This is a genomic window from Saccharobesus litoralis (assembly GCF_003063625.1).
In the GTDB taxonomy this organism is placed as follows: domain Bacteria; phylum Pseudomonadota; class Gammaproteobacteria; order Enterobacterales; family Alteromonadaceae; genus Saccharobesus; species Saccharobesus litoralis.
In genome coordinates this window covers 2,672,568-2,686,694 of sequence record NZ_CP026604.1, presented here as the reverse complement: position 1 = coordinate 2,686,694, position 14,127 = coordinate 2,672,568, and the positions used below count along the sequence as shown (strand labels likewise).

General features: G+C 41.1%; 15 protein-coding genes. 5 read left to right on the top strand and 10 right to left on the bottom strand.

All coding sequences use genetic code 11. The annotated features are described in order from the left end of the window. Positions 1-285, top strand: a complete 285-nt coding sequence (locus C2869_RS09450) for a 2Fe-2S iron-sulfur cluster-binding protein (RefSeq protein ID WP_108602702.1) — start codon at positions 1-3, stop codon at positions 283-285. A 141-nt stretch (positions 286-426) separates the two neighbouring features. Here C2869_RS09450 and C2869_RS09445 read toward each other — a convergent pair whose 3' ends face one another. Beyond that, entirely contained in the window at positions 427-1,803 is a 1,377-nt protein-coding gene (locus C2869_RS09445) for an ATP-binding cassette domain-containing protein (RefSeq protein ID WP_108602701.1), read from the bottom strand. Between the two features lie 52 nt (positions 1,804-1,855). Between C2869_RS09445 and fre the strand changes: the two genes are divergently transcribed. Further along, on the top strand, positions 1,856-2,578 hold the full coding sequence (fre, locus tag C2869_RS09440; RefSeq protein ID WP_108602700.1) for an NAD(P)H-flavin reductase: 723 nt from the start codon (positions 1,856-1,858) through the stop codon (positions 2,576-2,578). Positions 2,579-2,672: 94 nt separating this feature from the next. On the opposite strand, the gene C2869_RS09435 is transcribed toward fre, so the two are convergent. The 7 genes from C2869_RS09435 to C2869_RS09405 form a co-directional block, all read right to left on the bottom strand. Next, the gene (locus tag C2869_RS09435; protein WP_108602699.1) at positions 2,673-2,888 is read right to left on the bottom strand and encodes a hypothetical protein; all 216 of its coding nucleotides are present in this window, start codon (positions 2,886-2,888) and stop codon (positions 2,673-2,675) included. A gap of 659 nt (positions 2,889-3,547) precedes the next feature. Then, entirely contained in the window at positions 3,548-4,138 is a 591-nt protein-coding gene (locus tag C2869_RS09430; protein ID WP_108602698.1) for a YjaG family protein, read from the bottom strand. Positions 4,139-4,148: 10 nt separating this feature from the next. Continuing rightward, positions 4,149-4,499, bottom strand: coding sequence for a putative signal transducing protein (locus C2869_RS09425; protein ID WP_108602697.1), 351 nt, complete (start codon positions 4,497-4,499; stop codon positions 4,149-4,151). After that, positions 4,468-6,291: a coiled-coil domain-containing protein gene (locus C2869_RS09420; RefSeq protein ID WP_108602696.1), complete on the bottom strand. Its 1,824-nt coding sequence runs from the start codon at positions 6,289-6,291 to the stop codon at positions 4,468-4,470. The genes C2869_RS09425 and C2869_RS09420 overlap by 32 nt, the downstream gene beginning before the upstream one ends. A 371-nt stretch (positions 6,292-6,662) precedes the next feature. Beyond that, positions 6,663-7,139, bottom strand: coding sequence for a DUF2489 domain-containing protein (locus C2869_RS09415; protein ID WP_108602695.1), 477 nt, complete (start codon positions 7,137-7,139; stop codon positions 6,663-6,665). Beyond that, the gene (gene yihI / locus C2869_RS09410; RefSeq protein ID WP_159084118.1) at positions 7,139-7,699 is read right to left on the bottom strand and encodes a Der GTPase-activating protein YihI; all 561 of its coding nucleotides are present in this window, start codon (positions 7,697-7,699) and stop codon (positions 7,139-7,141) included. Before yihI ends, C2869_RS09415 begins: the two co-directional genes overlap by 1 nt. Positions 7,700-8,539: 840 nt before the next feature. Then, positions 8,540-9,163, bottom strand: coding sequence for a c-type cytochrome (locus C2869_RS09405; RefSeq protein ID WP_108602693.1), 624 nt, complete (start codon positions 9,161-9,163; stop codon positions 8,540-8,542). 361 nt (positions 9,164-9,524) lie between these two features. On the opposite strand from C2869_RS09405, the gene yihA reads away from it, so the two are divergent. The 3 genes from yihA to C2869_RS09390 all read left to right on the top strand — a co-directional run bounded on the left by yihA (position 9,525) and on the right by C2869_RS09390 (position 13,161). Then, positions 9,525-10,151 carry a ribosome biogenesis GTP-binding protein YihA/YsxC gene (yihA, locus tag C2869_RS09400; protein ID WP_108602692.1) on the top strand — a complete coding sequence of 209 codons (627 nt, stop codon included), beginning with the start codon at positions 9,525-9,527 and terminating at the stop codon, positions 10,149-10,151. Between the two features lie 240 nt (positions 10,152-10,391). Next, a complete protein-coding gene (locus C2869_RS09395) occupies positions 10,392-10,994 on the top strand; it encodes a hypothetical protein (protein WP_159084117.1) in 603 nt (200 codons plus the stop codon). Next, positions 10,972-13,161 (top strand): adenylate/guanylate cyclase domain-containing protein, encoded by a 2,190-nt coding sequence (locus tag C2869_RS09390; RefSeq protein WP_108602690.1) that lies wholly within the window; start codon positions 10,972-10,974, stop codon positions 13,159-13,161. Before C2869_RS09395 ends, C2869_RS09390 begins: the two co-directional genes overlap by 23 nt. Positions 13,162-13,375: 214 nt before the next feature. Here the strand turns inward: C2869_RS09390 and C2869_RS09385 are convergent, their stop codons facing one another. Both C2869_RS09385 and C2869_RS09380 read right to left on the bottom strand, forming a co-directional pair. Continuing rightward, a complete protein-coding gene (locus tag C2869_RS09385) occupies positions 13,376-13,798 on the bottom strand; it encodes an ABC transporter ATP-binding protein (RefSeq protein WP_108602689.1) in 423 nt (140 codons plus the stop codon). Then, complete coding sequence (locus C2869_RS09380) at positions 13,799-14,062, bottom strand: hypothetical protein (RefSeq protein ID WP_108602688.1); 264 nt, start codon at positions 14,060-14,062, stop codon at positions 13,799-13,801. Positions 14,063-14,127: the final 65 nt, after the last annotated feature.

Below are 14,127 nucleotides of genomic sequence, written 5' to 3'. Positions count from 1 at the left end.
ATGAAACATAAAGTAAAAATTGAGCCAGCCGGTCTTGAATTTGAAGCTGAAGAATTTGATAGTATTTTAGAAGCCGCCGAAAAAGCAGGTATCGATTTTCCGTACCGCTGCCGACAAGGTGTTTGCACAGCCTGTGTTTGTATTAATAAAAACGGCGGCAAAGTTAGCTATGGTGATATGCCTCCGGTCATCACGCCTGACGAAGAAGAAAAAGGCTATACCTTTTGCTGTATTGGTCATGCATTATCTGATCTTGTGCTATATCACCCAAACATTGAAAAATAATCTAGTTTATATAGTCTTCTCGCTCAGGTCTTATGGTTCATTGTCAGCGCTTACTCACCCCAATCACATAATAGAGCATATGCTCATGGGGATTCGAAGCTTGACGGCTTCCCCTAAAACCTGATCGCTTTGACTATAACATTATTCTATTGGCAATTTCAGCGTTTTAAACACAGGTTGTAGCTCAGGTTCCTCTCTATGACTGACATAAAGTAATTGGCACGCCTTGCTTGCAATTAAACGATTGATGGCCGAAATCACTAACTGACAATTAGCCTCGTCCAAGCCTTGCATTGGCTCATCAAAAATCAGTAGCCTTGGTGCTTTAACCAAGGCTCGGGCAATTAACACTAAGCGCTGTTGCCCATAGGATAAAGATTGGAAAGGCAAATTAGCTAAGTGACCAATACAAAACCAATCTAACCATATTAATGCCTGATTTTTTTGACTCTGATTAACCGCTTGATAAACACCAATCGAGTCAAAAAAGCCCGATACCACCACGGTCAGCGCATTAACTGTCACTCGATAATTGAGATGTAACTCGGCACTGACTAAGCCATAGTGTTGTTTAATATCCCAAATGCTTTCACCCGAACCTCGCTGAAAACCAAATTGCCGAATTTGATTGCTATAGCATTGCGGGTGTTCGCCAGTTACCAACTTTAACAAGGTACTTTTACCTGCGCCGTTGCGCCCAAGAATACGCCAATGCTCTCCTTGCTTGATTTGCCAATTTAAGCCAGAAAACACAACATTATCACCATAAGATACACGGCCATTACAAAGCGAAAAAATAGGCTCATCAGAGTTAAGGGCTGGGCGCTCATATAAGGTATCAGGCAAAGGTTTAGCCGGCTTATTTAATTGTAACTTAAGCCAAAGGTTGTCTTGCTCAACTTGCTTTTTAGTTGCAGCAAGGGTTAACTCCCCTTCAGAAAAAAGTGCATAATGAGTAATAAAGGCCGGAATATCTGCCAATCTATCGACCAGCATAATTAATTGCCGTTGACCTTGGGTAAAGGTTTTAAGCACAGTTAAAATGCATTCTCGAGTATCCGTGTCGATGCCATCAAGAATGTCTTCCACAAGTAAAAGTTCTGGTTGAGCTAATAGTGCTCGGGCAAGTAATAATTTACGTGTTTCCCCTGTCGACAAGCAGCGAAAGCCTAGCGTCAATTTGTTTTCCAACCCAAGCTGCTTAGCTATGGGTAAATAAATAGTCGACTGAGGCTCAATTTCACTTAACATCTGCTCGACCAAAGTCCCGGGAGTGATGATATCCGTAATATCAGATTCATCTCGCTCGAGCTCTCGCAACACTAAGCGTTCTTGCTCAGCGAAATTAACACAAGCGACTCGCTCAATTGCCGGCTGTTGCTGTTTTAGAAAATCAATCAGGTTATCAAACAATAAATGTTTGCCACTATTGTTATCACCAAAGACCAACCAAGCCTCTCGTTTTAGATCCCAATAGCCTATACTTAAATTTTTCGTTTCTAATTGCTGAATTAACATTGGTATTTCGTTATGATGCGCGGCAATTAAACTAAGGCCTTACGAGACCCTAATGCAAGCCATTCAAACTCAAGTTATATCTATTTCGCCATTAACGCCATTTGTTTACAAGGTTTTATTAAAACCACAAACAAATTTAGCTTACGCCGCTGGGCAATATCTTATGTTGGTTCTTGGTGAAGAAGATAAACGCGCATTTTCTATCGCTAATGCACCAATCCAGTTTGAGAAGTCTGGTTTGTTGGAACTACACATAGGTGCTGGCAATGAAGATGGCTACGCAATGGGCGCGGTTAAACATTTACAAGACGCGTTAGACAATGACCAAACCGTGGTTATTGAAGCTGCGGGTGGTAACGCACAACTGCGGTCAGGCTCTTCACGTCCGGTTCTTTTAGTTGCGGGTGGTACCGGCTTTACCTACACCAAAGCCATAGCAGAAGAATTACTTGAAGAAGACGCGACTCAACCCATCACTTTTTATTGGGGTGTGCGCAGTGAAGACGCTTTATACGAGCTTGAGCATTGGCAAGCCTTACATAATGCGCATCCTAACTTCAACTTCATTCCTGTTGTCGACAACGCGCCAAGCCATTGGCAGGGTAAAAGCGGTAACTTATTAGAAGCGGTTATGAATGATGTTGAATCATTTGCCGAGTACGATGTGTACTGTGCGGGTCGTTTTGAAATGGTTGGTAAAGCCCGAGAAATGTTTTTAGAAAAAGGCCTAGTTCGCGAACAGATGTTTGGTGACGCGTTCGCCTTTATTAAATAACCTTCACTCACATATATAGTCAGCTCGAAGGGCGACTTGCGCGCCCAACTCCTACCCTGTTTAACGCTTGCGTCAGTAAGCGTATATTTACCAACTAATCAATTAAACTAAGCGCTTCGGCATAACCTGTTGTGCGATTCGCGCCTGCTTGCAATAAACTGGCTGGATCAACATTAGCAATATTTTGTGCCAAAGCCTGAGCTTGACTTGGTGTTAAACCTGACGGTTTAGCATTTGCATTGTTTGCCGTAACTGATTGTGTATTAAGATTGGCAAAAGCAGTTGATGTTTGAGAATTAATACTAATCATGGTGCGACCTCAAAAATAAATCAAAAAATTGACGTTTTAAGCGTATTGCTCGTTTGTTATTGATTAAAAGCAATAAGTACACCAACAATTTATATGAAATACATTTTGTGATTGAGGTCATTGTTAATAGACAAATGCAGTCGACAAATGTAACCGTTAAGAAAACGGGTGATAGAAAAAGCCAGGTCGAAATTTATTTAGACAATAGCAGCTAAGCTGCTTTGAGCTTGCTTTCTTTCTTGCCGCACCATTGCCGATTGTCTTAGATTTGCCACTTTTGTCAAAACGCCTAAAACAGAGCCCTTTAGCCAATATTTAAACCGATGCAGCTAGCGTACCCATCGGCCTAAAGACCGATCTTGTATTCAACGCCGGCTAATCAAGCTAGGCTGTATGTATTCAGCGTAATCAAATTGACAAGCCATAGGCCGTTTCATACCTTCGAACAAGGTAATTTTAATCTATAAGCTTTTGTGAAAAAGGCAGTTTTAAAGTATCAAGGCGAGCATTTATGCTTGCAGAGCCTGCAAACTTTTCTGTCCAAAAGAGCAAGACTACCAAAAGTAGGGGCTTGAAAGCCAAGTCTCGCCTACAGCAAGCTTATAACTTTTAGGTGGTTTGATGCTTGTTGCTTGAAATGCTGAATAGTTACACTAGGCTTAACTAATCTCAATACCTAAATTGCTGATCCCTTCTTCTAAAGCCTGCTCTTTAAGCGTTCGTACTATTTGACTATCAAAGTTTTGGATTTTTTCTATGCTGTCTAAAAACTCATTTTGGCATGCTATTTCCCACTGCATATGCGGGTGCTCTAGCGCTTCTTTACTGTGCTCAGCTTCGCCATTCATAATAAGCAATCGCTCAATGGTGCCCTGCGACATTAAACTGACGTAAGTTTGTTCTTTGCCAAGTTCCTGCGGTGGAGTCTGCATAATAGACAAAGTGGTAACTAAAGCCATTCCTGCATCGATTGCTGCATATAAACCAATACTGTCACTGTCTGTCTCTTCAGGGATTTCAGCTTCCACTTTTTCTTGGCGAAGTTCTAAATTAACCTTGGTTTTACTGTCATAAACTTGCTGCCAAATTACATCCAAAGCGGTGCGTAACACGCTAGGATCGCCTTGTTCGGTTAGCTCAGCGTATAAATTATAGTTGGGTAACATGCGCTCTAATAGCATGGCATTAAACGCAGTTTGTTGACGGCGATTTAACTCGCGAATTCGGGCAAAAGTAGAGGGTTTTGACATTAGTTAATGATTATTCTCGATCGTTTTGCGGATCATGACCACATTGCCAACAAAGGTCAAATGTTGCGGCGTTAGTTTCTTTACATTTTACACAAATCCAATCGTCTTCCAGCACTGCGCTATCGGCCTCCATCGCTATATGTCGCGCTTTAACAAAATCAGCCTTGTCTACCATTATCTCTACTTGCAATGCATCCATAGGTAACTCACCAACCGCACCACTTAACGACTCGCCACGTAAATGTGCGTTAATACCATGATGTTTTAGCAAACCAACTAAACAGTTTGCTTGAATTTGATCTGCCGCTCGGTAAGCGACAACCCAAGTGTCAGGGATGTTGTTCAAGTTGGCGTTGTGCATATTCAAATTTCAACCTATATTCTGTCAACCGCTCTTGGCTATTTTGCTCAAGTTCGATGTACTGCTGCTCAAGTGTGTGTATATGATTACGTAAGTCACGAATGGTTTCGCGCACTTGTTCTTCTTCATCTTGTTTTTGCTGTTGCTTAGTGTCGCGTGCTTTTTCCAAACGAGCATTAACACCCTCAAGCCATTGTACTTTTTCTTGGGTGTCTCGCAGGTTGAGCTCTATGGTTTGTAATTTTTTATCTTGCGCTTGGTTTTGCTGTTTATGTTCGGTTTCTTGTTGCTTAAGCTGCTGTAACAATTCATCTACTTTACCATTTGCTACCTGTAAGGCTTGTTGTTGCTGCTCGACATGCCGTTCACCACTAGCAATTTGTTCATGTAGCGATTGCAGTTCATGTTGATGAACTTGACTGTCACTGTGTAGTTGTTTTTCTAACCTATCAACTTGTTGTCGATATTCACTGGCAGTGGCAGACTGTTGGCTTTCAAGCTCAACTACCGTGTCACTCAGCAAGCTATTCTTCTGCTTAACCTCTTCTAACGTTTGCTTAAAGTTTTCCCGCGCTTCGTTAAACATATTCTGGTTATGTTCAAGGTCAGATGTTTTTCTCTCTAACAAACGTTCCATCGCCGCCACTTTATCAGTCGCTTGTTTAAGCTGCTGTTTAAGCTGGCGCTCTTGCTCGGCTAATTGATCTTGCTTTTGCAATAGCTCACGATTTTCTGCAATTAAATTAGCAATCTCTTTATTTTGACGATCTTGCTTGTCAGCAAAGTCACGCTGCTCATTAGCAAGGCGCTGCTCAAACTTCAACTGCTGAACTTCAGCTTGCTCTTGCACGCCTTCTAGCTGCATTTTTAATTGATGAGCTAAAGTTTGCTCTTCACGTAGTCGACTATTGCTTTCATTTAATTCACGGGTTAAACGTTCAGCTTCACTGTCGGTAGCTTGCTTAGACTGCATAGCCACCATGGCATTGTGTTCTAGTTGTTTGGAGAGCGCCTCGAGGTCTGATTGACTGGCAACTAAACTTTTTTCTTTGTCTTCAAGTAAACGAGTTAAGTCAATCACTTGGCGCTGCAGTTGCTGCTCCGTTTGCTCAACACCATGGGTTAATTCAGTTTGTTGCTGCAAGTCGTGACTGACATCGGTTAATGTTTGTTGCAAGTGACTGACTTGCTCGCTGGCTTTTTGCTCTTTTACAGAAAGCGACTCCACTTGTTTGCGTAACTCATAAATAAGCTGCTCTTGGGCATTTAACTTATCTTTTTGTTCATCAATAATAATTGATTGATTATCGAGTTTATTCAAGAGCTTGTGCTGTTCAGCTTGCTTTGACAATGATAACTCTTGGTCTAACAATTGCTGTTGCGCGCCTGCGTATTTTTCTTCCAACTCCTTAAATATTTGCTGTAAACGGCTATGCTCCTTTTCAACTTGAACATAGCGCTGACTTAACTGTTTATTTTCTTCTGTTGAGGCTTGCAGCTGTTGGAGGTTGGTACGAATTTGTAACTCACTATCTAACAAACTTTTTTGCTGTTGCTGAGCCAATTGATTGGTAATAGCAAACAAGTTTTCCATTAAACGCTGTTGATTAGATTCTGTTAGTTTTTCTTTATTGCTCTCTTGCTCAGCAAAAGCTAACCAAGACTCAAAAGCCTGTTGCGCCGCCTGCAAATCAATAGATAATTGCTCAGCTAAGTTACAGGGCGTAACGAGCTGCCCTTGCTCACGCAGTGACAATCCGGCGTTAATGACTTGTTCCTTTATCTCTGTCATAGTGATATTTGCACTTCATTGCGTATTCTGAGTTTTAACTAATACTAGTTTAGACCCAAGTTTATCAAAACCACAATAACGGTGAGCAACATCCAGAGAAAAAGTACAAGACCAAAGTCTCGCAATTGATAAGGTTCAACACAAAGGGGTTAATATCTTTGATTTGATAGTAGCGTTGAATGTAGAGAGTAGAGTTGAATGTAGAGAGTAGAGTTGAATGTAGTGAGTAACGAACAATGGCTAGGTTTATCAACCATCCGCAGGAAGAGCGCAAGACTAACGTCTCGCTTCCCCCGTATGAGCAAGCACGAAGTCTTGCTCACTAAAACATTATTGTCTGGCAGTTAAGTTAGAACTGAATTACAGCCAACTCAGTTCAAGTTCTTCTGAAAACTCTGTAACAACTTAGCTTCTTCTAGCATTTGCTCTTTTACATCAGCTTCAAAGTTCCAACGCTTCATGTTTTGATTCATGCGCTCTTGCTTAGATAAATCTTTAAATGCTTGATGAGTCGGAAAATCTTTAATAGCGTTGAATAACTGATAAAAGCCCGGATAGGTTTCTAAATAAGCGTCTTCTTGACCAGCAAAGTTATTTAACATGGTACAAATACGGATCGCCCCTTCAGACAATTCACACTGCTCTTCTCTAACCGCTTTGGCAATATAACGCACACTCTCTATTAAGTGCTTATTATTTGCCGCCTGCTTAGTTTTAACTTCATCAAGAAAGGCTTGTTCTTTTTTGTTCTGCAATTGCAGTTTAAACAACAATTTACCGGCATAAAATGCCAAACCAATAATCAGCAAAGCCCCTAGCACTATAGCTATCAACCAAAGGTTATCCATTACCAATCCTTGCCTTGCTCACTATTTTGCCAAGCATCGTATAGGTCTTCATCATCTTCAAAATCACTATCAATGCCTAATTTTTCTAATAAGTCTGCATGACGAGCCGTCATCTTATTAATTTTAGCAAGTTGCTGTGGCGATAAACTTTCATCATTTTCGTAGCGCTCTAATAAATCTTGTAATTCTTGATCTTGCTCTAGCTTAGCTAACTCTTGTTGCCATTGCTTTATTTGCGCATCATCATTAGATTCATTAACCAATTTGGCTTTAGGCTTAGTATCTGGCAACGGCTTTTCAGCTACAGGCTCAGGCCCTTGAGTGGTTTTCGTCGTGGCATGTAAATCAATAGGTTTTTTGCTACCCACTCGCGGATCATTTTGATTCGTTTGCCCACTGCCAATACCGGTTAATTGATTATCTTCGTCGGTGTTACGAGTACCCGCTTTTAAACCTTTGCGTTTTTTAACAAACAAACGTTTTTCTTTAACCGGTTTCGGTGTATCGGTTTTACGCGGCGCTAATTGGCCAATTTTACGAGATTTTTTTCTACGACTCATGATCTTTGCAGGACAGCTTAAATTGCTGGGCATTTTAGCCTAAATGTAAGGGATCGAACAGGATTAGACGAATTTCAGGCACAAAAAAGGCGACAAACGTCGCCTGCAATTCTAGTTCTGTCTCTCGACAGTGAAATATCGTTTCCAAAATTCCTTTGGTTAGCGTGACTTTCCCAGTCTATGATTTCCGAATGTTTTTAGTGCTTCCCTACTAATTTATACATTCTCGGTCGTCTTGACACTTTGTAAAATCATCCATGTTTCGCAATGTTAGTTGCCACCCTTAGCAATAATCAACCATCCGTGTTATTTATAATAAACTGCACCTTGCAGAGCGGGTACATCCTGTAATTAGCTTCCTTAGCCTGTAAATCCCATATTTCAATTAGTTGTATCGCTGTCCTAGCGAGTGGTTACACTTTAATCTAGGGCCTATTGCTTCACAACCACATATCTATATACGATAAGGTGTTATATTAATGCCACATTGTTAAGTTTATGTTTTCATTAAATTAAAATTTATATAAAGGGTTTTATTTGAGACTTTACGCACAACAAGGGTAGGCCTATATCTCACACACTTCGTAAGATATATCTCACAAGACAAGAAAAATGAATGTTAGATGAGCAAACTAAGTGTAAATTATCAGCTATATAGAGTGTATTCAAAGCGATTAAGACCAGCTAACGGTTAAGAACGCTGTGCAGCAATTAAGTTCAATTTAAAGGAAGTGTGATTAGCGGTGGGTTTGAGATTATGGGGTTATGGAAGGCCAACTTAATAAGCAAAAAAGCCGGATGTAATCCGGCTTTTTTCAAACGAAGTCAGAGAGACTAAGGTTAGTGAAGACCACCAACATACTTAGATAAGGTCTCGATATCTTTATCCGATAATTTAGCAGCGACATCGCGCATCATGCCGTTTAAATCGTTATCACGCGAACCATCTCTAAACGCCTTAAGCTGCGCAGCGACATAGTCAGCATGTTGGAATGAAATTTTCGGGAAACCCGCTAATCCCATACCGTTACCACGTGGGCCATGACAAGCAATACAAGCTGTTACACCACGCTCGGTATCACCACCATTATATAATTTTTGCCCTGCTTTAATGACATCTTCAGGTGTTGCACCTGGTTTTGGCTCTTGGCTAGAGAAATAAGCAGCTAAATCGGCCATATCCTGCTCGGATAATGGCATGGCCATAGCGCCCATAACAGCACTTTTACGGCCTTCACCGCCAGTAGCCGCTGACTTAAACTCTTTTAATTGCTTAAGTAAATAAGCCGCGCTTTGACCAGCTAAGTTAGGGTTGGCTGGGATCATGCTATTACCATCGGCTCCGTGACAAGCTGCACAGGTTGCAGACTTGGCTTTGCCAGCTTGTGCGTCACCTTGCGGTGCAGCATTGGTGTGAGCGGTTAAACCCAACAATAAAGAAAATGCGATTGCGATTTTTTTCATGGCTCAAATCTCAATTAAAATTTTTAAATCCTGATATCCGTGAAACCGTTATGAATATCGCTTAATGCGGCCTATTTTTATCAACTAACAACATTGACAGTGTGATAATGGCAGGCACCCTATTTAGTCAAAAATACGCTACTAGGCTAAGTTATAGTCGGCACGGTAAATTTTGCGCGCTATTCTTACACAAAACACGCCAAGACAAAACCAGCAATAGCAGGATTTAGTCGGAATTAATTGATCCGCGTTAAGTTTTTCCAGTTAGTTTTACCAATACACGCTTTAAGATACAGTTTTTGTTTAAATACCAGTAAACTATGCGCCAAATTTTTTAGCAACGCGATTTATTGAGCCAAGCATGATCCACTTTCAAAAAGCCAAGTTTACGACAAGTGCGCCAGATATAACTAAACTCCCTGCCGATTCGGGTATTGAAGTGGCATTTGCCGGTCGCTCGAATGCGGGTAAATCTAGTGCGCTGAATACGCTAACGCGACAAAAAAGTCTGGCTCGTACCAGTAAAACACCAGGACGCACGCAATTAATCAATGTATTTGATTTAGATGAAACGCGCCGCCTGATTGACTTACCCGGCTATGGTTACGCTAAAGTACCCGAAGCCATGAAACGTAAATGGCAAGCCGCATTGTCAGAATACTTGCAAGAGCGCGAATGCTTAAAGGGCTTGATCGTATTGATGGATATTCGCCACCCTTTAAAAGATTTAGATCAAGATTTAGTCTTTTGGGCGGTCGACTCTAACTTACCTGTCGTTATTCTATTAACCAAAGCCGACAAATTAAAACCAGGGCAGCGCAAAAAAACCGTACTAGAAGTACGCCAAGCCAGTAAAAACTTTGGTGGCAATGTTGAGGTAATGGCCTTCTCTTCACACAATGGCATTGGCTTGCCAGAATTAGAGAAAAAACTCACCACTTGGTACTGCCCACAAGACAACGAAGCCACTGACACCCCAGAAGCCTAAACCCTGCTAGTCATGGTGTTATAAAATAAACGACCTGATTATCTGTTCAGGTCGTGACCCTTATCACACAAAACTTTTTTATTTTTGAACTAGTTGAAAGCGCATCACAAAGGCGTTTAATTTGTTTGGTATATAACCGGCTATGGTTTAGGATTAACCATATATTAGATTGAAAAGTAACCTTTTAAAAACCGATTTTACGGTTACGTTTCAACATGACGTTTTTATATGGAGGCAGTTGTGTTACCTATTTATATCCGTCAATTCATTTTGCTTATTGCGCTAACCTTAGTTAGCTCACTATCTATAGCCGAGTCCGACTTTAAAGCCAAAATTGGCATTATGGTTTCTAGCCAAAGTAAAGACTTTCAAGCCAGACCTTTCCAACGCTTGCGGGCTGGTGACCAACTGCAACCACAAATACTCACTAAAGATAAAAGCTATGTGTATGTGGTGCACTTTGATAAAAGCACCGCCACCTTACTCAATCACGGTTCAACTAATCAAGCTACGACTCAGGTTACATTGCCCGATAACAACAACATGTATCAGTTAGACGGCAATAGTTCAAAAGAGAACTTTACCATTGTCGCCAGTAACAAACCGCTCGAGGCTATCGAGTCTAGTTTTAGTAATGCGTCCATTCCCTTAAAACAATGGAAAAAGCTCGCCAAATCACTCAGCAAAAAACCAGCATTAGAATTAGATTACAAACCTGAAAAACATATTGCCATGGCGGGTAATGTACGCAGCTTGGGCAGTGGTTATGCCGCCTCTGCATTAAAAGAATATGCCGGTAAAGATATAATCGTCAGAAATTATGTTTTTACCGTTAAGAAGTAAACAACAACTCAAAGCCATAGTTGCGCTATTTACGCTTGTCACACTGGCTGAAACGCTAGTGTGGCAACTGGCAAACTCATTTTGGACCCAGCTAGACCACAACTTAATTGATAAGTACTACCAACAAGCACTTGAAGATAAAAAAGCGCCCGCCAGCTCAGACCAAATAGTCTCTGTTGTTATTACCGACGCAACTTATCGATATATTGAAAGCAACTATTTAGATCGCCACCAAGTGGCCTTGCTGCAAAATTATTTATATGAATTAGGCGCGCAAGCCGTTATTTACGATATTGTTTTTGCTTTTCCAAGCTCTCCGGATGCCGACGAAGCATTAACCGAGGCGTTTGATTATACCGCTAACGCCTATTTACCCGCAGGCTTAGCTTACGACGCCACCAGCCAAGCTAAACAAGATTATTTACGCCCACACGAAATACAGTTATTACCTAAATTAGGTTTTAAACCGCAATTTAAAGACCAAACCCAAGCCTTTATTGCCAGCGCCATTACCACACAAAAGCCCGAATTTGCCAACGCAGCGGGAGGCTCGGGACACATTAGCTCATTTGTTGACCCTGATGGTATATATCGCCATTTAGCCAGTTTTATCAAAGTAGCAGACTATTATGTTCCGACTATTTCCTTGTCCGTATTTTTAGATGCGATGGAAATCGAAAAAGACAGCATTCAAGTCGAGCTAGGTAAACACATCAAAATCCCCGCTGGCGATAGCTTTCTTGAACAAGATATGTTGGTTCCTATCGATAACAACGGCTTAATTTACATCCCGTTTAGCAATCAATGGCAAAATGATTTTCCCAAAATAGAAATGCACAAAGTACTTGAGCTATTCAACGACATGGAAGCGCAAGAACAACTTATGGAGATTTTTGCAGGCAAATACGTGTTTGTTGGCGACATATCCACAGGGATCTCGGATTTAGGCTCGACCACAGTTGACCATGAAATTCCGCTGTTAGCCTTACATACCGCCATGTTAAACGGTTTTTTAACTAATACCTTTTTTACCAAACAAGACAATAACCTAACCTACCTGATTATATTAAGCCTACTTATCTTAACTGCGTTATTTGCCTGCATAAAAAACTCAGCATACCTATATGGTTTTTATGTCAGTAGCTTAATCGGACTGGTTTACTGGGGTTATCAATCGTTTACCGCCTTTACCCTGATACCGATTACCACAATAGCCATTAGCTACACCCTATTATTTGCGGGCTTAGTGCTATTAACCAATTTATTGCTAGCTAAAGATCAACGCTTTATTAAACAAGCGTTTGCCAAATACTTACCACAAAAAGTGGTAGACCAACTGCTGCTGTCACCCGATAGCCTGCGCTTAAGTGGTGAAGAACGTGTAGTCAGCATACTGTTTTCTGATTTAAAAGGATTTACCTCAATATCAGAACAAATGCCTCCGGCTGAACTGGTTGAATTACTCAATGAATACTTAACCGAAATGACAGATATCGTGCTAGAAGAAGGCGGGATCATCGACAAATACCTAGGCGACGCCATTATGGCCGAGTTTGGAGTGCCTGTAAGCCACGAACAACATGCCGAGCAGGCGGTTAAAACCGCGTTACGCATGCAGCAACGCTTGGCTGAATTACGTGAAGAGTGGCGCGCACAAGGCAAAGCCGAACTATACGCCCGTGTCGGGGTTAACACGGGAAAAGTCATTGTTGGTAACATGGGCTCAAGTCGCGTGTTTGACTACACCGCAATTGGCGACGATGTTAATTTAGCTTCGAGACTAGAAGGCGCCAATAAAATATACGATACCGAAATCATGATATCGGAATCGACCAACCGCCTATTACCACAAGACAAATTCCATACACGCATGCTGGATATGATCAAAGTCAAAGGCAAAACCCAACCGGTTAAAGTGTTCGAAGTTTTAGCGCAAGCAGAACACCAATTACCACAAGCGATCCAAAACTATCATTTACTTTATCAACAAGCCTTCGGTGCCTACCTGTCACGTAATTTCGAACAAGCGCAAGACTTTTTGCAACAAGCCCTAACCAACAAACCCAACGACTTAGCCGCGCAAAGCTTACTTAGCAGAATTGAAGATTTAAAAAACACCGACCTGCCCGCCGATTGGGACGGCTCCATCCAACTCGAACAAAAATAACCGCGGCTAATACAACTATGCCTCAAGGTATTTTAGAAGGTTGATTATGGCCCCTCGAGTTAAACCAGCCCAAATCATAGGCTATCTGATATTCCGTTGAGTACAGCCATTTCAGCTATGAACTGTAGGTTGGTCTTTAGGCCAATAGGTACGTATAGCAACGATTTAAAAATATCGGTCGCGGTGGATTCAAAAACGTCAAACTATAGTGTGATTAATCGTAGTAGCCATCTTTAAACAAAATAACACTCTCACAAACACTATTGGGATCTTCGTCTAAGTCAGGAGCATATCCTCCAAACCCTAGAGAATATGAGGTAAATGATTCACCTTCTAACTCAATTACGTTATCAAGAGACTTAAGAAGCTTTACAATATCTTCAAAGCTGGAAGTAATTAAATCAATACCCTTAAAGTTTAGTTGTGCAGGCTCACAAAACTCCAATGCCTCTACAGTTGAAGAGCTGTCGTAATATACAAACAAGCCAATATTTTCATAAAAATCACAAGGGTGCGCAGCGTTAGGAGTCCTTTTAAATGACTTATAAGAGCTGTTGATCGCATTTCGAGCATCATTCAACGACATTCCGAATTGAATCTCATCTATACCTATCAATGGCGTTACATTAAATTTCATTTATTTATCCAACTTATCGGTGTATTCCTGCATTTCTTTTATAGCAGAATCATACTTTGTTCCAAACTTAGATTGAACATCATTTACATCCATTTGCTGAGCTTCTTTAAATTGTCCATTATCAATCAATTGTTTCTGTTGCGCCCTATATGCTTTAGCTTCCTTAGAGTTCCCCCAGCTAGCTGTTTGCCTATGATCTGCCTTGTCCATAGAAATTGCAGGTCCTTTTTTTTTGGATAAAGGGCTTACAGAATCAGCAGGCATATGGTGTGATTCATTTCCTTTTACACCTCTCAGATGACCAAAATCATCATATATGACGGTAGTTT

Coding starts and splice junctions, on each gene's coding strand:
- C2869_RS09385 (WP_108602689.1), bottom strand. CDS start 13,798: ATGAAATTTAATGTAACGCCATTGATAGGTATAGATGAGATTCAATTC.
- C2869_RS09390 (WP_108602690.1), top strand. CDS start 10,972: ATGTTTTTACCGTTAAGAAGTAAACAACAACTCAAAGCCATAGTTGCG.
- C2869_RS09445 (WP_108602701.1), bottom strand. CDS start 1,803: ATGTTAATTCAGCAATTAGAAACGAAAAATTTAAGTATAGGCTATTGG.
- yihI (WP_159084118.1), bottom strand. CDS start 7,699: ATGAGTCGTAGAAAAAAATCTCGTAAAATTGGCCAATTAGCGCCGCGT.
- C2869_RS09415 (WP_108602695.1), bottom strand. CDS start 7,139: ATGGATAACCTTTGGTTGATAGCTATAGTGCTAGGGGCTTTGCTGATT.
- C2869_RS09435 (WP_108602699.1), bottom strand. CDS start 2,888: ATGATTAGTATTAATTCTCAAACATCAACTGCTTTTGCCAATCTTAAT.
- C2869_RS09430 (WP_108602698.1), bottom strand. CDS start 4,138: ATGTCAAAACCCTCTACTTTTGCCCGAATTCGCGAGTTAAATCGCCGT.
- C2869_RS09420 (WP_108602696.1), bottom strand. CDS start 6,291: ATGACAGAGATAAAGGAACAAGTCATTAACGCCGGATTGTCACTGCGT.
- yihA (WP_108602692.1), top strand. CDS start 9,525: ATGATCCACTTTCAAAAAGCCAAGTTTACGACAAGTGCGCCAGATATA.
- fre (WP_108602700.1), top strand. CDS start 1,856: ATGCAAGCCATTCAAACTCAAGTTATATCTATTTCGCCATTAACGCCA.
- C2869_RS09450 (WP_108602702.1), top strand. CDS start 1: ATGAAACATAAAGTAAAAATTGAGCCAGCCGGTCTTGAATTTGAAGCT.
- C2869_RS09380 (WP_108602688.1), bottom strand. CDS start 14,062: ATGCCTGCTGATTCTGTAAGCCCTTTATCCAAAAAAAAAGGACCTGCA.
- C2869_RS09405 (WP_108602693.1), bottom strand. CDS start 9,163: ATGAAAAAAATCGCAATCGCATTTTCTTTATTGTTGGGTTTAACCGCT.
- C2869_RS09425 (WP_108602697.1), bottom strand. CDS start 4,499: ATGCACAACGCCAACTTGAACAACATCCCTGACACTTGGGTTGTCGCT.